The following is an 18,459-nucleotide window of genomic DNA, read 5'->3' as shown; positions in this document are numbered from 1 at the left end:
TCCCTCCTCATTTTATTCCGTTTTGCCTGTTCAGGAAACGCTTTTTATACTTGAGCCCCGCCATCCGGCCCACCTGCCCGATCATTACGCTGTTGGTCACGCCGCCGACCACGCCGACCACCGGAAGCCCCTGCACCGATTTCGCGGCCAGCATCCGGTCGGCGAGCAGCGCGGACGCTTCCCGCAGGAGGTCATCCGGCTTCTGCGGGAATACCTTTCCCGTATCGATGGCATATCCGATCCGGTCAGCGCGCGCTGACCACTGCTGTTTCTCGTCCCCTTTGCTCACGCCCGCGCAAATGACCGCCAGCACAAACGTCCGCTCCGCTTCGTCTTCATAGGAAAAGCCATAGCTCACCGCTGCTTCATAAACCGTTTTAAGGATCACCCCAATGAACACCGGGACATCCGGCAGCCCGATCCCAAGCACGCCCAGCAGCGCGCCTTCCGCCGCCGAAAGCGCCTGGTTTCCGAGCGCCGCCCGCCCCGCCGCGCAGTCAAACCGCTTAAAATTTTTGCGGCTGGGGTCCCTTTGCAGCGCAAACGCGTTCAGCTCGTAGGAGTCGCGCTTCTTTTGGGCTGCGCCCGCCTTTTCAATGACGCCGGTGCCGTTTTGGAACACAAACGCAAACCCCTTCTCAAACGCGGCCCGCATGGCGTCGAGCGCCGGCTCCGGCAGCTTCTGCTCCACCTTTTTCCCAACGGCGGAAACCTTTTTCCCCAGCGGGGATTCTTTTTTTGCAAGGAGTTTTTGTTCCTGCTTTTGCACCTTGGCAAACTGTTTGGCAATCGTTTTGTTTTCCGGTTTCATCGGTCTCATGTTTTCTTCACGAACTGGGTTCTGCAGTTCGGACAGGTGATGCTGAGTTTCCCTTTCCCGCGCGGCACGCGCAGCTTCTGCCCACAGGAAGGGCATTTGAAATGGCAGTGGGTGCGCGAATCCTTCACGGCGCTCACCGCGCTCGAAAAGCGCCGCCGCACCGGCCCAAACACCTGCAGGAAGCGCTGGTTTTCCTGGTAGCGCCGCGTGATATCACGTGAAAACATCCGCAGGTAGCAGACGGCCAGCGCCAGGAAGGAGAACAGATAGAGAAAATGCCATTCCGCCAAACGTTCCAATAACATCAGCGTCAACGCGAGCGCCAGCAGCGTGTAGTTGAGCTGATCGGTCCCATAGCGTCCCATCATAAACCTTCGCAGCCAATTCATCTTTTGAAAATCCCCTTTATACCGGTATCCTCTGTGCCGGTTTTTGTATAGATATTATTATTTTAACATACGCGCGGCAGCCTTTCATGAACGTAAAGTAAATACCATATTCTTAAGGTATCCCATTTATGCAAATTCCGAAATTCCTATTGTGTTTTTATGAAAAGTAGGTTAAATTAATGATATGGAAATGAATTCAGGGGCAAAGCGGAAAGGAGGACGTCCGATGGAACTTTTAGAAACCAGCGCTGTATCCTTCGTGCAAAAACTCTTGCACAGCTATCTGGTTTCCCGTGATATCCCGGCCGTCCTGTCCGCGTTGGATGACCGGATCACCTGGATCGGCACTGGCAAATTCGAAATCTGCCACAGTATCCAGAACGCCCGTGAGCTGTTGTTTGCCGAACGGGACGATTGGGGCGGTCGGTTTTCGATCACACGGGACTGGTATAAGGCCGTGGCTTTCGACTCGAAAATTGTGATTGTGTATGGGGAATTCTCCGCCGAACCCGATCTTCCAAATTCGGAAACCAGCGGGATCGATACCCGTTTTTCGGTTGTTCTGCGCGTTTGCGGGGATTCCTTCCGGGTTTTGCACCTGCACCATTCGGTGCCGAACCCGGAGCAGATCGCGGGGGATTATTTCTCCCGAAGCCTTGCGGGATTCAACGATCAGGATCTGCGCGAAAAAATTGAAGAAAAGGTCGGCGAGCTTGAACAGATCTATGCCCAGGCGCATGAAAATGAAGCGCGTTACCGGCTGGTACTGGAAGCAACCAACGATGTGATTTTTGAGATCGATTATGAAAAACTGCTCATCATTTGCAATGATTCCCCTTTGAGCGTCGAAATCGGCCTGCAGCCGGTCTATAAGATCACACCCGAAGACCCGTTTCCCTATCAGGCGTGCATCCATCCGGACGACCGCGAAAACTTCTACTGGACACTCTCCCGCCAGCAGATTTCCCAGATGGCCGCTGAAGACAAACGTTCGCTCACCTTTGAATGCAGGGTGCTCAATTCCCATAAGAAATATATCTGGATCAGTGTTACCATCGTCCCCATTGAAAATTCCCGTGGTCAGATCGTGAAGCTTATTGGAAAGGTCAGGGACATTGACGAACAGAAAAAGAAACTGCTTTCCATCGAGATGCAGTCAATGCGCGATCCGCTGACCGGGGTTTATAACAAGGCCTGCACCGCATCCCTGGTGGACGAATACCTGGCCGGTGAAGGCAAGGATCTGCTCGGGGCGCTTTTTATCATCGATATCGACGACTTCAAATCGATCAATGACAATTTTGGCCACCTGCTTGGCGATGCGGTGCTCAGCGACGTTGCGGCAAAAACCCAGAGCCTGTTCCGTTCCGACGATATTGTCGGGCGGATTGGCGGGGACGAATTCCTGGTCTTTATGAAGGGCCTGAAGGATGAATCGGTTATCCAGCAGAAAGCCCAGGCGCTGACCGAGATCTTCCGCCGCACTTTCACCGGGCGGCAGAGCGATTATAAAATTTCCGGCAGCATCGGCATTGCCATAAGCCCACGGGACGGCAGTTCTTACAGCATGCTCTTTGAAAACGCTGACAACGCCCTTTACCGCGCCAAAGACGGGGGAAAGAACCAGTATGCGCTTTACGACAGCCAGGTGGACCGGGAGTATGTTTACCGGGAGCGCACTCAATTGGAGCCGCCGCACAGCGGGCACAAGCTTCTGCGGGAAAATATCTCGGAATATATTTTCCACATCCTCTATGAGGCCAAGGATCTCGACAGTGCGGTCAACATGGTCCTGGAAATTATCGGGCGGTATTTCGGTGTCAGCCGGGTCTATATTCTGGAAAATTCCGATGACAACCAGCGGACCACCAACACCTTTGAGTGGTGCAACGACGGGATTTCTCCCGCCATGCCCATGCTGCAGGACATCCCGATCGCACCCGGTTATCTCGATTACTTCCGACCGGACGGCGTTTTTTACTGCGAGGACATCACCCGGCTTTCCCGAGCGGTGCGCGATGTGCTGGACCCGCAGGGAATCCATGCTATGCTCCAGTGCGCGCTCAAGGACGAAGGGGCGTTCAAGGGCTTCGTCGGATTTGACGAATGCGGCGGGCAGCGGTTCTGGACCCAGGAAGAGGTGGACACCCTTGCTTTCATTGCCAAAATCCTGAGCACCTTCCTCATCAAGCTGCGCACCCAGGCGCGGCTTCGGAAATCTTTCCAAATCGCTCAGTCAATACTCGACCACCTCAATACGCTGGCCTATGTCACCGCGCCAGGCAGCTATGAACTTCTTTTCCTCAACCGCAGACTGCTGGAACTGCTCCCCTATGCGCGGGTAGGGGATCTCTGCTACAAGGCCCTGTGGAACCGGCAAACCCCTTGTGAGCAATGTCCGATGGCTCTGATGCTCCGCGACCAAGCCGGCAATTACACGCGGGAGATGTATAATCCTTACCTGAACAAATGGGTCAATGCCACGGCGTCTCACATGCCGTGGCTTGACGGAAGCAATGTCGCACTAATCTCCTGTTACGATATTACACGTTTCCGAAAAGCATAAACGAAAAGGGCGGCTGCAAAAAATGCAGCCGCCCTTTCCTGTGTTATCCTGAAAAGAGCCTGTTTTCAGTCCGCTTTCCTCGAAAAGATAAAGTTGACAACAGTCAGCAGGAACAGGATCACCAGCGCGACCGAAATCGCCGCCATGCCCCCCGCGATGTCGGTGTGCTGAGCGATCGCGCCCACTACCATCGGCATGAGCACCGAACCAAGACTGGCCAGCGAGATGCAGGTGCCGACCGCCGCCGTGGAGGATGTGTGGCTGGGGTCCATGCAGGAAAGCGAGGTCGGATAGAGTCCCGCCATACTGATACCAAGGCCCATCAGCGTCGGAAAAATGATCCGGATATCCCGCGTGGAGATCATCAGCAGGTAAAAGCCCGCGATCGCGGCGCTCATCACGACCAGGAGCTTGTGCTTATCCACCTTGTAAGAGAAAGCCGCGCAAAGCAGACGGCCGGCAAGCATCATCATCCACAGCACAGAGGAGGTGCTCTGCGCCAGTGTCCCGCCCATAATACCGCTGTCCTTGAAATAGGTGATGAGCCAGCCCATAATGGTGGCCTCGGTACACAGGTAAGCAAACAGGATGGCGGTGACCAGCCAGAAGCGCGGCGAACGCACAAAGCTCTTACCGCCCTCTGCGGCCACCTTGGGGGAAGGCGTATCCGAGAGGGACGAACGCCCAAAAACAACAAGCATCAGAAGGCCAGCGGCCGCAACCAGCCACGCCGCGCTGCGCCAGTCAAGGCGCATGGGGCCGGTGAACAGGATGGTCAAAAACGGCGCCAGCAGCGCTCCAACCGCAAAGGTGGCATGCAGAAGGTTCAGGGAGCTGGTTTTGTTCACCGTGATCTCCGAAACGACCACATTTGCGATATTGCTCATCGTTCCGCGCCCAATCCCGGTGGCGGCGAACGCGATGAGCATCAGGAGGGGGTTTCCGGTGACGCTCATCAGCAGCATGCCCACCAGAATTCCCGCACCGAGCGAAATGGTGGATTTTTTCCGCCCGAGCAGGTACGGCAGGAACCCCGCGATAAATACCGCGGCCTGGTTGCCGATCTGGTGCGCCGACAGCACCATGCCGCCCAGCGCGTAGCTCATCTTATATTCGGCCATCATGAACGGCAGAAGCGAGCCGAGCATGGTGCTCATCATGCCATTGGTAAAAAACGCAAAGAAAATGACAAGCAATAGCTGCGGATCGCTGGTTGCATTTTGCAGTTTTTCTTTTAACAGGTTCAACGGAATTGTCCTCATTTCTCAGATTCCCAAGGGCACGGAAACGGGATGCCAAATGGCACCCCGTTTCGTAAAATTGGGAAAGGAAGTTGTCGTATTCGGGTTTAGACGGCGGCCGGCATAACCAGGTTCGGCAGCCACAGAGAAACCTGCGGGACAAAGGTGACGACCATCAGCATGAAGAGCATGCCCAGATACATTGGAATCATCGCCTTGACCGTCTTTTCCACCGAAATGCCGCCGATGCCGCAGCCCACGAACAGCGCGGAACCGACTGGCGGAGTGCAAAGCCCCACCGCCAGGTTGAAGATCAGCACTACGCCGAACTGCACCGGGTCCATGCCGAAAGACTGCACAACCGGGACCAGGATCGGGGTGACAATCAGGATGAGCGGGGCCATATCCATGATGCAGCCGAGGATCAGCAGCATCAGGTTGATCAGCAGGAACACAACAATCTTGCTCGAGCTGACCGAAAGAAGCATCCCGGTGATCATTTTCGGTACCTGCAGGTAAGCGAGAATCCATCCGAACGCGCCGGCGGCGGCAATCAGGCTGAATACCATCGCAAGCGTCTTGACGCAGTTCATCAGGATACCGGGGATCATTTTCACCTTGAGTTCCCGGTAATAGAGGAAGGAAATGATCAGCGCATAGATGCAGGCGATTGCCGCGGATTCGGTCGCGGTAAAGATGCCGGCCGAAACGCCGACCAGAATGATAATTGCGGTGAAGAGCGCCGGGATCGCGTCAAGCGACATTTTGAGCGCCTGCTGCGGGGTGAGTTTTTCCCCCTTCGGGTAGTTGCGCTTGATTGCGATAAAGCCGCAGATGATCATCAGCACAATGCCCATCAGCACGCCCGGCACCAGCCCGCCCATGAAGAGGCGGCCAACCGAAACGCCGCCCGCGGCGACCGAATAGATGATCATGTTGTGGGAAGGCGGAATCAGGACGCCCTGGCAGGACGAGGTGACCGTGATGCCGACCGAGAAGTCCTCATCGTAACCGGCTTTTTTCATCATCGGGATGAGGATGGTGCCAAGCGAGGAAACGTCCGCGACAGCCGAACCGGAAAGGTGGCCAAAGAACATCGAAGCCAGGCAGTTGACCTGCGCGAGCCCGCCGCGGAAGCGTCCCACAAATACGTTTGCAAAATTGAGCATACGGGTGGAGATGCCGCCCGCACCCATGATTTCACCCGCCAGGATGAAAAATGGGATTGCCATCAATGAAAAACTGTTGATGGCTTTTGCCATCTGCTGCACCATGGACATCAGCGGAATATCCAGATAGAGCATGGTCATCGTCGACGAGGCAGCCAGTGCAAAGGTGATCGGCAGTTTGCACAGGATCATCACGAAAAAGCTGCCCAGAAGGATTGCTATGGCAAGATTGGTATCGATCATAGGTATTTCTCCTTCATTCATCTTTTCTCAGCGTGTATCCTGCGAAGATGAACGTCTTGCCACTGACCGAAAATTCTGTTCTCTATTGGAAAACCTGCCGTCGGACCCCTATGCCGGTTACACCGCCGCAGGCATGATCCACTGCGGGATCGCCAATGAAAGCGACGGAACAAAGGTCACCAGCATCAACACAACCACCATGCCCGCATACATCGGGAGCATCGCCTTGACCACCTTTTCCACCTTGATCTTGCCGATTGAGCAGCCCACAAAGAGCGCGGAGCCGACCGGCGGGGTGCACAGTCCAATCGCAAGGTTCAGGATCAGCATGACGCCGAACTGAACCGGGTCCATGCCGAACGCGGTGACAACCGGCAGGAGGATTGGCGTGGTGATCAGGATGAGCGGGGCCATATCCATAATGCAGCCGAGGATCAGCAGCATTAGGTTGATCAGCAGAAAGACAACGACCTTGTTGTCACTGATCGTAAGCAGCATGTTGGTGATGAGCGACGGCACCTGCAGGTAGGCGAGGATCCAGCCGAACGCGCCAGCGGCGGCAATCAGGCTGAATACCATAGCGAGGGTCTTGACGCAGTTCATCAGGATCGCGGGCATCTGACTGATTTTGAGCTCCCGGTAAAAAAGAAGCGAGACCAAAAACGCATAGATGCAGGCGATCGCGGCCGATTCGGTCGCGGTGAAGATCCCGAACGAGACACCGCCCATGATGATGACCGCAGTGAAGAGCGCGAGCAGCGCGTCTTTGGTGATTTTCAGCGCTTCCCGGAAGGAAACGGCCCTTTCACGCGGATAATTTCGCTTCACCGAGATGACCGCGCAGACGATCATCAGGGAGATTCCGACCAGCACGCCCGGCAGAAAGCCTCCCAGAAAGAGTCTTCCGACCGAAACGCCGCCGGCCGCCAGCGAATACATGATCATATTGTGGCTTGGCGGGATGAGCACGCCCTGACAGGAACTGGTGACGGTGATTGCGACCGAGAAGTCGTCGTCGTATCCGGATTTTTTCATCATCGGAATGACGATCGAGCCGAGCGACGAAACGTCCGCCACGGCCGAACCGGAGATCCCCCCGAAGAACATGCTGTCCAGGCAGTTGACCTGTGCAAGCCCTCCGCGGAACCGTCCAACCAGGATATTCGCAAACGCCACCATGCGGTCGGAGATACCCCCGGCTCCCATGATCTCGCCCGCGAGAATAAAGAACGGAATTGCCATCAGTGAAAAACTGTTGATTGCCTTTGCCATCTGCTGAACCATCGCCATCAGCGGGATGTCCAGATAAAACATCGTAGACGCGGTGGCCGCGGCCAGCGCAAAGGTAATCGGCATCTTGCAGATGATTAAAATAAAGAAACTTCCAAGTAAAATTGCAATCGCTAAGTTCGTATCAACCATCGTTCTATTCGTCTCCCCCTTCAATGTTCTTATGCCGGAACTGATCCAACTTAAAGAAATCCAACAGGGTGAAATAGGAGATGAAAAGGCCGCCGACCGGCATCATCAGGTAAAGCATGCCGGCTGGCCATTTGGTGGCCGGAAGCGTCGAATTCATGGTGCTGAGCACCAGCTGCGTACCGTAATACATCAGTACAATCCCAAACAGGAAGATGATGATGTAGTTGATCTTTTCGAGGATCTTCTGCAGCTTTTTCGGGAACATGTTAAAGAACATCGAGATGGCGATGTGCAGTTTCTTCTCCACGCCGATCGCCATCGAAATGAACGCCATCCAGACCATGAGCAGCAGCGCGACTTCTTCGGACCACCGGATAGACTGGCCGATGAACTTGCGCGCAATGACCTGTGCGCTGACGATCAAAACGATGACCAGAAGCACGATCTTCGAGTATTCAAGCAGAATACGGTAGATAAAATCGAAAAATAAGGTGATCGCATTGAGTACCTTTTTCAAATTGCTTTCCTCCTCATAGATTTGTTGCTGCTGTACTGTCGCAAACCCCTTTTTGTTCGCGGCAATACAGCAGACTCAGCAATCCGGCAGCAAACTTCCGTCCGGATAAAACGGAAACGGCCGTCGGATGAAAACCGTATCATAATTTGTCAAGGATCGCCGGAGGCCCTGACGAACGGATAAAACGCCAAAGCTTCCTACTCTGAAAGCGGGAGCCGCCCGCCAGCGGGCGGCTCCCACACCGATGCTAGATTCTGTAAAGGGTTTTGCTTATTTGGTTTCGAGGATCTGGTTGACGATATCCATGTAGTCGGCCGCGAACTTCTCATAGAGCGGTTTGCAGGCATCCTGGAATTTCTGTTTCTCTTCCGCGGACAGCTCGGTGATGGTCGCGCCGCCGGCACGGACCTTTTCCTCAGAAGCTTTCTCACGCTCAGCCCAAGCTTCGCGCTCAAATTTCGCGGACTCGAGAGCCGCTTCTTTGATGATCGCCATATCTTCGTCAGACAGCTTCTCGGCGGTCTTTTTGCTCATCAGCTGCATCTCCGGAACACGGGTATGCTCGTCGAGGACGAAGTATTTCGCAACCTCATAGTGGGAGGTGGACTCATAGGAGGGCCAGTTGTTTTCAGCGCCGTCGATGGTGCCGGTCTGCAGGCCGGAGTAAACTTCACCGTAAGCCATCGGGGTCGGGTTCGCGCCAAGGGCGGAAACCATATCCATCATGAGCTCGGACTCCTGAACGCGGATGTTGAGGCCCTTCATGTCTTCGAGGGTCTTGACCTCACGCTTGGAGTTGTAGAAGGAACGGGCGCCCGCGTCGTACCAGGAAAGGCCGATCATGCCGGCTCCGTCGACCGAAGCGAGGAACTGGTCGCCAACTTCGCCTTCGAGGACTTTCCACATGTGCGCGCCGTCACGGTAGAGATACGGCAGCTGGAGCACGTTGAGGCTGTCGGCAAACTCTGCGAGCGGGGAGAGCGAAACGCGGGTGAAGTCGATGCCGCCGAAACCGAGCTGCTCGATAACCGACTTTTCGTCGCCGAGCTGCGCGCCGTGATAAACTTCGATCTGGATGCGGCCGTTTGTTTTTTCTTTTACGATGTCCGCAAATTTGTAAGCGCCCTGGGTGGTCGGATAATCCTGCGGCTGGTTCTCAGCATAACGGAAAACAAATTCCGGAGTGCCCGCCGCGTCGCCGGTGGAGGCAGCGTCACCGGTGGAAGCCGCCGGTGTGGAAGCCGCCGGCGCGGTGGAAGAGGCAGGAGCCTGGTTTCCGCCGCCGCAAGCCGCGAAGGAAGCCACCATGGCCGCTGCAAGTACGAGAGTGAAAATCTTTTTCATTTCATTTCCTCCATAACGTTCGTTCTTTAACGGGAGCGCCGAATTGCGATCCCCTTGTGAGTCTTATTATATCGGAAAAGATTTATTCAAGAAATCGTAAAATTTTGTGATTCGTAGTAAATTTTTAACCAGATTCGTTTCAATTTGCCCCGAAAAATAAAAATTATACCCAGAAGTTATTCAACTGGGTATAATTTCTTGTGCGCTATTTCCTGTCAGAACGCTTATCCGGTATTCGGACGGGCTCTTCCCAGTCGCGCGCCGGAACACCTTGGTGAAATAATTCGAGTCCTTATATCCCACCTGCGCGCCGATCTCCTTGATATTGACCGTCGGGTTTTTGAGCAGGTCCTTGGCCGCCTCGATACGCGCCTCGGTCAGGTAGGTAACAAAATTCTTGTTGAAGCACTGTTTAAAAAGCTTCGAGAAATACGCGTCCGAATAGTTCATCTCCCGCGCCACCTGCTGCAGGAAGATATCCCTTCGGTAATTTTTGCGCATGTAATCCTCAATTTCCTGCATGATCTGGGTCATCCTTCCGCCGCGGCTGCCGCTCACGTCGGCGGTCAGCTCCCGCAGAAGGCTCCCCGCCGCCGCGCGCACAGCCACGATGTCCCCCACACTGGAAAACGCCTCGTGCGGATCATACCGCTTGCGGTAATCGATTCCCGACTCATCCTGAAGGCAGGTGAGCACCCGCCGGAGCCTGCGCTCCATCTTTTCAACGATCGTACCGAAGTCGAGCTGCTGCGCACATAACCCGTCCAGCGCCATGTTGATCGTGTTTTCCGCGCCTTCCGCATCTCCCGCCAGCACATAGCGGCAGATCGTCTCGGAAAGATTTTTGCGCTGCGCGGGATGTACCTGTCCCTCTTTTTCGAATAGACTGATGCGCCTTTCGTCGCTGCACCGGCCCAAGGCTGCCTGCGCTTCAAAAAAAGACTCCTGCGCGTCGCGCAATTCATAAAACTCGCTGCCAAGCGCGAAATAAAGACGTTTTTGCAGGATCAGGCCCAGTTTTTCGGAGAATTCCCATGCGAACTCCTTCATTCTCTGGGCGCTCGACCGTTCTTTTGCAGAACTGATCATCAGGACATAAAGCCGGTCGTCATAAACATAGGGCAGCAAGTGCAGACAGTCCGGCAGTATCCGCCCTTTTAGGATCTCACGCATCCGTTCCGGGTCCAGCCCGTCCGGGCTTGTCAGGATTGTGAATACGCCGTTTGCAAATTGAATACCCAGTTCCGCCAGCTGGCCCTCCACCCATTCCGGGCGCAGATATCCGCCTATGACGGTCAGCACAAGCTGCTCCTCCAGCCATTGGGTCAGATTCTCGATCTTCTGGCTGGAAAGCTCCCGGCTGCGCTGCTCCTGGCGCTGCCGCTCGATCTGTTCAACCACCTTGCCGACCACTTGGAACAGGTCCTCATCCGAACAGGGTTTGAGCAGATAATTCACCGCGCCCATCTCGACCGCCTGCCGCGCATAGGCAAATTCCCCATAAGCGGTCAGGAAAATAATCCGGCAGTCCGGCGCCTCTGCGCGTACGGTACGGGAAGCCTCCAAGCCGTTCATACCGGGCATCTCGATATCCATGATGGCGATGTCCGCATGCAACCGCCGCACCGCCTCAAGCGCCTCGCGGCCATTGGCGGCAAGCTCAATAAAGCAATTTTCTCCGAAGAACTTCTCAAGCGCACATTTCTGCGCTTCACGTTCAAGCTCCTCGTCGTCCGCAACTACGATCCGGTACATGCCGTTCCCCCTTTCTCCGCTTTGATCGCTGTTTCATCCGGCAGTTCCATCCGGATGGCTGTGCCCATCCCGACACGGCTGAAAATCCGGAACGTGCTGCCCGGGTGCAGCGTTCCAATCCGGGTGCGCACATTCCCCACACCAATCCCGGAAAGATGTCCCCTGTGGTTCTTGCCGCCGCGCATCAGGATCGCAAGCAGCTCAGGGGGGATTCCCTGCCCGCTGTCGGTCACAGTGATGACCGTCCTGCCGCCGCGCATCCGGATGCGGATGCGGATGCGCCCGCCTTCTTCCTTTGGCGCGACGCCGTGGATCACCGCGTTTTCCACCAGCGGCTGCAGGGTGAAGGTGGGCACCATCACCTGGTCGGTATCCACATCCCGGCAGTCCACGACATATCCCAGGCGGTCGCCGAACCGCTTGCGCTGGATATACATATAGTCGCTGATGATGTTGAGCTCGCGCGTAAGCGTCACACGTTCGCTGGCAGTCTGCAAATTGTAGCGGAACAGGTTCGCAAGCCGCCGGATCAGTTCCTCGGTATCCGGGGCGTGCTCAATCTTTGCCATACGGGAGATGATGTTCAGAGTGTTGAACAGGAAATGCGGGTTGATCTGGCTTTGGAGCAGCGACATCTGGGCCGTCTTGAGCATCTGTTCGGCGTTGATGCGCTGGACCTCCTCCAGATGCAGGCGGGACTCGATTTCATTTTTCTCCCGCAGAGTGGTGATCGACTGGTACATCGAATGCTTCATCACGTTGAAGGTCTGCACCAGTTCGCCGATCTCATCCCGGTTTTGGACCCTGAGGTCCGGGACGTACATATCGTTGGCGGCAATCCGTTTGGCGGCGCCGGCAAGTTTCAAAAGCGGGTTGATGATCTGCCGCACGGTCAGCGAGCAGAGCAGCGTGGCAAGGATCACGGTGAGTAAGCTCACGCTCACCGCGAGTACCGGCAGGATGCGGAAAGTCTCAACCTTTTCATGGTAGCTCACATTTCCCTTTGCCACGGTGGTCTGCAAAAGCTCTTTCGCATATCCTTCGATATAGTTGCCGATCTTCACCACATAATAGTACTGGGTGATGTAGGAATCGGTGTCCGGAGTCATGCGCAGCAGCTTGGTGCATTCCTCCCGGTAGGTGAGGTGCGAAACCTTCAGGCCCTGGGTCTGCAGATAGCGGTGTCGGTCCATTGTCTCCAGATCGAACCGCAGGTTCTGCATGCTCTGGTTCGTTTCGGACATCGCCATTGTATAGTTCTGCCGGTTTTCGGTTGTCCGGTAATTGGCATAGGCAAAAAAACTGGTGTTCTCCGCCTCAAAGTCGCTGAGCACCGCATTGACCGCATAACTGTCCCCGAGGATCACATTGAAATCGCGCAGATAAAGGTTCACCATGCCCACACTGAACAAGGTGACAAACAGTACCATGAAGATCACGGCGCCGGTGAAGAGGAGCATCTTGCGGCGGATTGAAACCGAAAGCCACCAGTCGGCGCAGCGCCTGCAAAAACGGCGGATTGCTTTCACGGGCGACGCCCCTTCCCAATAGCTTTTTGCCGCAGCACGGCGGTATTCCTGCAATAGTTTCAGTATAGCATATTTTACAGGATTTTAAAATGGGCATGTTTATCCTCCGGCTCTTTTTCTCACCCGCCGGCGTGTTTTTGCATAGCCTAATAGTGGAAAAATGCAACCGACAGGAGGATTTTTATGCCGAATATCTACTTAAGCCCCTCCACGCAGGAGTGGAACCATTTCGTGAACGGCGGCACCGAGGAATACTGGATGAACCTCATCGCCGACGCCATGGAACCGTACTTACGTTCAAGCGGGATCCGTTTTACCCGCAACACCCCGCAGATGACCGCTGCAAGCTCAATCCGGCAGTCGAACCAAGGCAATTACGACCTGCATCTCGCGCTGCACTCAAACGCCGCGCCCGAAGGCGAAGCCGGAATGCGGCAGGGTTCCGAGGTCTACTACTACCCCACCAGCGTTCGCGGCCAACGCGCCGCGGATATCATCGCGGAAAACCTCAAAGCGATCTATCCCTACCCGTGGCTGGTCAAAACGGTGCCGACCACCTATCTTGGCGAAGTGGCAAAGACCCGCGCCCCAGGCGTGCTGATCGAGTTCGCCTATCACGACAACCCGGAGGACGCCACCTGGATCAAGGAACACATCGGGGAGATCGCTGAGAATGTCGTGCTCTCGCTCACCGAATACTTCGATATCCCATTTATTCCGGCGCAGCCCTCCAGGCAGGGTACCGTTACCCTTAACTGGGGATACCTCAACATCCGCCAGAAGCCGTCCACCGATTCCCCGGTGATTGGGCGCGCCTGGGACGGCAATCCCATCACCGTGCTAGGCCAGTGGGAAAACTGGTACGTGGTCGATTACTACGGCACCATCGGCTATGTGGACGACCGCTACGTGAAGCTCAGCCCCAAACAGTAAAAGGTAAAGGAGAACCGACAACATGTATGAACACTACCCGTTTGATCTCGCGCCCCTGCCCTACCCCTGCGACGCGCTCGCGCCCTGCATCAGCCCGGAGACTGTAAAGCTCCATCACGGCAAGCATCAGGCCGGCTATGTCGAGAAGCTGAACGCCGCGCTCGAAAACTGCCCCAAATACCACTGCTGGCCGCTCGAGCGGCTGCTCTGCGAATGTCCCCAGCTGCCGAAGAACCTCCAGCTCGCGGTGCATCGCAACGCGGGCGGCGTCTATGCGCACGAGCTCTATTTCGACGGCATGACGCCTTCACCGGTCACCTCCTGCCCGACCGGCAGGCTCGCAAAGGCCATAGACTGCTGCTTTACCTCGTTTGAATGCTTCAAAGACGTGATGACACAGACCGCCCTCGACCAGTTCGGCTCTGGCTGGTGCTGGCTGTGCTGCGAGCCGGACGGCAAACTGCGGGTGCTCTCCACCGCAAACCAGGATACGCCGCTTTCGATGGGGCTGCGGCCGGTCATTGCGCTCGACGTCTGGGAGCACGCCTATTATCTCGACTACCAGAACAAGCGCAAAGACTATGTTCAAAACTGGTGGAACCTGGTCGACTGGGAATTTGCAGAGCAAAATTATCTGCTGGTTTTTGAAAAAAACAGTTGACTTTAGCGATTTTACCTGCTAAAATAACAACAACGCTTTTAAGCAAAGCAAAAAATGGCAGTGACCGGAAACCAGTAGAAGGATCGCCGCCCGACAGAAAGCAGCCGGTCGATGAGAGGCGCAGGGACAGATCCTTTGAATACATTCCGAGAGCCGCGCACCCAAAGGGTCCGTCCCGAGTAGGCTGCGCCGGTCGCGCCCGTTACAGCGCCAGGGTATCCGCGATTCTTTCGCCTGTACCTGCTAAGGCCGTTTCCCGCGAGGGGGCGGTAAACCGAGGTGGTAACACGGGTTCATCCCCGTCCTCTGGAGAAATTCGGAGGACGGGGTTTTCTTTGTCCTCCAGCAGATTGAGGAGGCAAATTCCCATGTTCGAAAAAATCCTGATGATCGTCATTTTCTTTGCAGTCACCGTTTCGATCGGCGTCTACTGCAACCGCAAGGCCCAGAACGTCGGCGACTTCGTGCTCGGCGGGCGCAATGTCGGCCCGTGGGTCACGGCGTTCGCTTACGGCACCTCCTACTTCTCGTCGGTCGTGTTCGTTGGCTACGCCGGGCAGTTTGGCTACAATTTCGGCGTCGCCGCCACCTGGATCGGCATCGGCAACGCGCTTATCGGCAGCCTGCTCGCCTGGGTCGTGCTCGGACGCCGCACCCGCGTCATGACCAAACACTTCGAATCTGCCACCATGCCCGACTTCTTCGCAAAGCGTTACCAGTGCGACGCACTGCGGGTTGTTTCGTCGGTCATCATCTTCATCTTTCTGGTGCCATACTCCGCGTCGGTCTATAAGGGCCTTTCCGGGCTTTTCGCAATGGCGTTCGGCATCGACTTCAAGTGGTGCGTCATCGGCATCGCGGTGCTCACCGGCATCTACGTCGTGGTCGGCGGCTACATGGCGGCCGCGCTCAACGACCTGGTGCAGGGCGTCATCATGATCGGCGGCATCTGCGTGGTCATCGCCGCGATCCTCAACGGTCGCGGGGGGTTCACCGCCGCGCTCGAACAGCTTTCACAGGTGCCGGTCGAATCAGCCCCGCAGCTTTCCGGCGCGCTCGTCTCCTTCTTCGGGCCGGACCCGCTCGGGCTGCTCGGCGTCGTGATCCTCACCAGTCTGGGCACATTGGGACTTCCGCAGATGGTACATAAGTTCTATACGATCAAAAACGAAAAATCAATCAAGGCCGGCACGATCATTTCGACCGTGTTCGCGCTGATTATCGCGGGCGGCAGTTACTTTATGGGCGCGTTTGGGCGGCTTTATTACACCCTGCCCGAATCCGGCAAGCCGGTCTTTGACAACATCGTCCCGGAGATGCTCGGCAGCTGCCTGCCCGACCTGCTCATCGGCGTGGTGATGATCCTGGTGCTTTCCGCCTCGATGTCCACCCTCTCCTCGCTGGTCATCACCTCCTCGTCGACCTTCACGCTCGATTTCCTGAAGCACCTCTTCATGAAGGACATGACCCATAAAGTTCAGCTTCGCTGGATCCGGCTGCTCTGCATCTTCTTTGTGGTGCTTTCGGTCGTGCTGGCGCTCAACCCCAACAACCTCATCACCACCCTGATGTCGCTTTCGTGGGGCGCGCTCGCCGGTTCTTTCCTTGGCCCGTTCATCTATGCGCTCTTCTGGCGCGGCGCGACTAGAGCGAGCGTCTGGGCCTGCTTTGTCACCGGCATCGGCATCAATCTCTGGAACTTCTTTGCGCCGTTCGCCCCGCCGACCACCGCGGGCGCGATTGCAATTGTGGCGTCGCTTTTCGTGGCGCCGCTCGTCAGCCTCTTTACCCCGAAGCTTTCACAGGCGCATCTGGATGTCACCTTCTCCTGCTATGACCAGACCGTCCCCGCGCCGCACAAGTTCATGCTTGATCAGGTGTCCGAATAAAAACAAACAAAAAGAGGGCCGCTGCATGGCAGCGGCCCTCTTTTTGTGCCAATCAGAAATTCTGCTGGAAACCGGTCAGCTCATCCGGGCCTGAAAAGCCCATTGTAAAGGCCTTTTCACGCAGCGCGGTATAGAGCTCCGCCCAAGATGCCTGGTAATATGGATTCACGAATAGGACGCCGATCCCGCAGCAGAGTCCGCCGAGAATCCACCAGCCGATGAAGGACAGGTCGAGCACAAACATCTCCATCTTCTCACCGTCGGTCATCTGCTTGCTCAATTCGAACGCCCGCTGGTACGGCATATCCGGACGCTCCGCGAGAATGTAAGGCACCATGCGGTACTGGTATCCCTTGATGATGCCTGGCACAACCAGCAAAAGCGTCCACAGAAAAACCCACAGGTCCCGCAGAAACAGGCAGAACACGATGTTTCCATAATTCTTAGAGCCGCACTGAAACCCATGGAACAGCCGCTCGAAACGGCTCGGTGCAAGCCGGCTTTCCATAAAGAACCGGTACTGGCCGACCTCGACCACATTTTTGAGAAAGACGGTGATCGCCAGCGAGACAAGCCCCACCACTCCGGAAATCAACCCCAGAATCATCAGGGCGCCCGCCCGGACGGTCGGATCCTCAATCAGGTATTCCACATCCGATACACTGCCGCTTCCGCCGGAAGCCACCCCCATAATGATCGAGTAGCAAAGGCAAACCACAAAGCCCATCCAGTAGTAATTTCTGAGGATACGCTTCGCTTCCTCTTTGATTTGCGCACGCCGCCACATAGGTATCCCTCCTTAGTAAAACTATGGGAACAGTATAACATGTTTTCTGTGAAAAAAATATCTATTTCATTGAAATTTTACACTTGACAAACGGGAATTTCTGGTGTATCATAAAAACAAATCAGTAACGATTATCGTTATTGTTACTGAAATCGTTTTTCAAGGGTTGATCGCATGAAATATTCCAGGCAGAGGGAGCTGATCTATCAGACCGTTTTGCACAACCCCATCCACCCAAGCGCCGATACGGTCCATGCTCTGGTCCGTACGCAGGAGCCCAATATCAGCCTCGGCACCGTCTACCGCAACCTGAATCTCCTGGCTGACCAGGGAAAACTCCTCCGCATCCGTGTTCCAAACGGTTCCGATCGTTTCGACGGCTGGACCGAAGGCCATACGCACATCCTCTGCACCCACTGCGGACAGGTGTTCGATATTCCGTTTCAGGATCTGCCCGGGCTCGAGAAGCAGATCCACGGCATCCCGGATTTTACAGTGACCGGTTATCAGCTCCTTGTGGAAGGGGTCTGCGGGAACTGTATGGATAACCAAGACAAAAAAGCGTAAAGAAAGAGGTATGCAACATGAAAGAACTCAAAGGCACCAAGACAGAAGCCAACCTGCTGACCGCATTTGCCGGCGAATCCCAGGCTCGCAACAAATACACCTACTATGCTTCCAAAGCCAAGAAAGAAGGCTTTGTCCAGATCTCCAATCTGTTCCTGGAAACTGCTGCGAACGAGAAAGAGCACGCGGAAATCTGGTTCAAACTGCTCGGCGGCATCGGTGACACCGCTTCCAACCTCGCGGATGCGGCCGCTGGTGAGAACTATGAGTGGACCGATATGTATGCCAACTTTGCCAAGGACGCAAAGGAAGAGGGCTTTGATAAGATCGCTTACCTGTTTGAGATGGTCGCGAAGATCGAAAAAGAACATGAAGAGCGTTACCGCGCCCTGCTCAAAAACGTCGACACCAAGCAGGTCTTTGAAAAGACCGGCGTCGTGATCTGGCAGTGCTCCAACTGCGGGCACATCCATGTCGGCGAAAAAGCTCCGATGGTTTGCCCGGTTTGTGACCATCCGCAGGCATATTTCCAGCTTCAGGCGAAAAACTATTAATTCTTTCTGTTTCCCCATCTTGTAAATAGAACGAAAAAAGTCCGGCGCAGCGGATCATGCGCCGGGCCTTTTT

Annotated in this window: 16 protein-coding genes; 6 read left to right on the top strand and 10 right to left on the bottom strand. The window is 55.4% G+C overall.

Going from position 1 to position 18,459, the window contains the following annotated elements:
• Positions 1-7: 7 nt before the first annotated feature.
• Both BN4275_RS10685 and BN4275_RS10680 read right to left on the bottom strand, forming a co-directional pair.
• Positions 8-820 (bottom strand): EcsC family protein, encoded by an 813-nt coding sequence (locus BN4275_RS10685; RefSeq protein ID WP_066457880.1) that lies wholly within the window; start codon positions 818-820, stop codon positions 8-10.
• Positions 817-1,209: a hypothetical protein gene (locus BN4275_RS10680; RefSeq protein WP_066457878.1), complete on the bottom strand. Its 393-nt coding sequence runs from the start codon at positions 1,207-1,209 to the stop codon at positions 817-819. Before BN4275_RS10680 ends, BN4275_RS10685 begins: the two co-directional genes overlap by 4 nt.
• Positions 1,210-1,435: 226 nt before the next feature.
• Here BN4275_RS10680 and BN4275_RS10675 point away from each other — a divergent pair, with 226 nt between their 5' ends.
• Positions 1,436-3,775 carry a diguanylate cyclase domain-containing protein gene (locus BN4275_RS10675; protein ID WP_066457876.1) on the top strand — a complete coding sequence of 780 codons (2,340 nt, stop codon included), beginning with the start codon at positions 1,436-1,438 and terminating at the stop codon, positions 3,773-3,775.
• A gap of 65 nt (positions 3,776-3,840) precedes the next feature.
• Here BN4275_RS10675 and BN4275_RS10670 read toward each other — a convergent pair whose 3' ends face one another.
• The 7 genes from BN4275_RS10670 to BN4275_RS10640 form a co-directional block, all read right to left on the bottom strand.
• Positions 3,841-5,022, bottom strand: a complete 1,182-nt coding sequence (locus tag BN4275_RS10670) for an MFS transporter (protein WP_202614989.1) — start codon at positions 5,020-5,022, stop codon at positions 3,841-3,843.
• A 101-nt stretch (positions 5,023-5,123) separates the two neighbouring features.
• Complete coding sequence (locus BN4275_RS10665) at positions 5,124-6,428, bottom strand: TRAP transporter large permease (protein ID WP_066457872.1); 1,305 nt, start codon at positions 6,426-6,428, stop codon at positions 5,124-5,126.
• A 117-nt stretch (positions 6,429-6,545) separates the two neighbouring features.
• The gene (locus BN4275_RS10660; protein WP_066457864.1) at positions 6,546-7,850 is read right to left on the bottom strand and encodes a TRAP transporter large permease; all 1,305 of its coding nucleotides are present in this window, start codon (positions 7,848-7,850) and stop codon (positions 6,546-6,548) included.
• Positions 7,851-7,854: 4 nt separating this feature from the next.
• Entirely contained in the window at positions 7,855-8,367 is a 513-nt protein-coding gene (locus tag BN4275_RS10655; protein ID WP_066457863.1) for a TRAP transporter small permease, read from the bottom strand.
• A 270-nt stretch (positions 8,368-8,637) separates the two neighbouring features.
• Positions 8,638-9,711 (bottom strand): TRAP transporter substrate-binding protein, encoded by a 1,074-nt coding sequence (locus tag BN4275_RS10650; RefSeq protein ID WP_079988216.1) that lies wholly within the window; start codon positions 9,709-9,711, stop codon positions 8,638-8,640.
• Between the two features lie 180 nt (positions 9,712-9,891).
• The gene (locus BN4275_RS10645) at positions 9,892-11,466 is read right to left on the bottom strand and encodes a response regulator transcription factor (protein ID WP_066457861.1); all 1,575 of its coding nucleotides are present in this window, start codon (positions 11,464-11,466) and stop codon (positions 9,892-9,894) included.
• Positions 11,451-12,995: a sensor histidine kinase gene (locus tag BN4275_RS10640; protein WP_079988215.1), complete on the bottom strand. Its 1,545-nt coding sequence runs from the start codon at positions 12,993-12,995 to the stop codon at positions 11,451-11,453. The genes BN4275_RS10645 and BN4275_RS10640 overlap by 16 nt, the downstream gene beginning before the upstream one ends.
• A gap of 183 nt (positions 12,996-13,178) precedes the next feature.
• Between BN4275_RS10640 and BN4275_RS10635 the strand changes: the two genes are divergently transcribed.
• From BN4275_RS10635 to BN4275_RS10625, 3 genes are all read left to right on the top strand, one after another.
• Positions 13,179-13,928, top strand: coding sequence for an N-acetylmuramoyl-L-alanine amidase (locus BN4275_RS10635; protein ID WP_066457858.1), 750 nt, complete (start codon positions 13,179-13,181; stop codon positions 13,926-13,928).
• A gap of 22 nt (positions 13,929-13,950) precedes the next feature.
• Complete coding sequence (locus BN4275_RS10630; protein ID WP_066457856.1) at positions 13,951-14,589, top strand: superoxide dismutase; 639 nt, start codon at positions 13,951-13,953, stop codon at positions 14,587-14,589.
• A 368-nt stretch (positions 14,590-14,957) separates the two neighbouring features.
• Entirely contained in the window at positions 14,958-16,478 is a 1,521-nt protein-coding gene (locus BN4275_RS10625; protein WP_066457854.1) for a sodium/proline symporter, read from the top strand.
• A gap of 52 nt (positions 16,479-16,530) precedes the next feature.
• On the opposite strand, the gene BN4275_RS10620 is transcribed toward BN4275_RS10625, so the two are convergent.
• A complete protein-coding gene (locus BN4275_RS10620) occupies positions 16,531-17,265 on the bottom strand; it encodes a DUF975 family protein (RefSeq protein ID WP_066457844.1) in 735 nt (244 codons plus the stop codon).
• A gap of 174 nt (positions 17,266-17,439) precedes the next feature.
• On the opposite strand from BN4275_RS10620, the gene BN4275_RS10615 reads away from it, so the two are divergent.
• Together BN4275_RS10615 and rbr are read left to right on the top strand one after the other, a co-directional pair.
• Positions 17,440-17,832 (top strand): Fur family transcriptional regulator, encoded by a 393-nt coding sequence (locus tag BN4275_RS10615; protein ID WP_066457842.1) that lies wholly within the window; start codon positions 17,440-17,442, stop codon positions 17,830-17,832.
• Positions 17,833-17,849: 17 nt separating this feature from the next.
• A complete protein-coding gene (rbr, locus tag BN4275_RS10610) occupies positions 17,850-18,386 on the top strand; it encodes a rubrerythrin (RefSeq protein ID WP_066457840.1) in 537 nt (178 codons plus the stop codon).
• The last annotated feature ends 73 nt before the right edge of the window (positions 18,387-18,459 follow it).

This window comes from Anaerotruncus rubiinfantis (genome assembly GCF_900078395.1).
Lineage (GTDB): Bacteria > Bacillota > Clostridia > Oscillospirales > Ruminococcaceae > Anaerotruncus > Anaerotruncus rubiinfantis.
Note: the sequence above shows the minus strand (reverse complement) of the source record. Positions and strands in the feature narration are given on the sequence as shown.

What these genes read in the sequence shown, in the direction of transcription:
- rbr (WP_066457840.1), top strand. Translation starts at nt 17,850, where the DNA reads ATGAAAGAACTCAAAGGCACCAAGACAGAAGCCAACCTGCTGACCGCA.
- BN4275_RS10630 (WP_066457856.1), top strand. Translation starts at nt 13,951, where the DNA reads ATGTATGAACACTACCCGTTTGATCTCGCGCCCCTGCCCTACCCCTGC.
- BN4275_RS10645 (WP_066457861.1), bottom strand. Translation starts at nt 11,466, where the DNA reads ATGTACCGGATCGTAGTTGCGGACGACGAGGAGCTTGAACGTGAAGCG.
- BN4275_RS10685 (WP_066457880.1), bottom strand. Translation starts at nt 820, where the DNA reads ATGAGACCGATGAAACCGGAAAACAAAACGATTGCCAAACAGTTTGCC.
- BN4275_RS10615 (WP_066457842.1), top strand. Translation starts at nt 17,440, where the DNA reads ATGAAATATTCCAGGCAGAGGGAGCTGATCTATCAGACCGTTTTGCAC.
- BN4275_RS10620 (WP_066457844.1), bottom strand. Translation starts at nt 17,265, where the DNA reads ATGTGGCGGCGTGCGCAAATCAAAGAGGAAGCGAAGCGTATCCTCAGA.
- BN4275_RS10675 (WP_066457876.1), top strand. Translation starts at nt 1,436, where the DNA reads ATGGAACTTTTAGAAACCAGCGCTGTATCCTTCGTGCAAAAACTCTTG.
- BN4275_RS10660 (WP_066457864.1), bottom strand. Translation starts at nt 7,850, where the DNA reads ATGGTTGATACGAACTTAGCGATTGCAATTTTACTTGGAAGTTTCTTT.
- BN4275_RS10635 (WP_066457858.1), top strand. Translation starts at nt 13,179, where the DNA reads ATGCCGAATATCTACTTAAGCCCCTCCACGCAGGAGTGGAACCATTTC.
- BN4275_RS10665 (WP_066457872.1), bottom strand. Translation starts at nt 6,428, where the DNA reads ATGATCGATACCAATCTTGCCATAGCAATCCTTCTGGGCAGCTTTTTC.
- BN4275_RS10625 (WP_066457854.1), top strand. Translation starts at nt 14,958, where the DNA reads ATGTTCGAAAAAATCCTGATGATCGTCATTTTCTTTGCAGTCACCGTT.
- BN4275_RS10680 (WP_066457878.1), bottom strand. Translation starts at nt 1,209, where the DNA reads ATGAATTGGCTGCGAAGGTTTATGATGGGACGCTATGGGACCGATCAG.
- BN4275_RS10650 (WP_079988216.1), bottom strand. Translation starts at nt 9,711, where the DNA reads ATGAAAAAGATTTTCACTCTCGTACTTGCAGCGGCCATGGTGGCTTCC.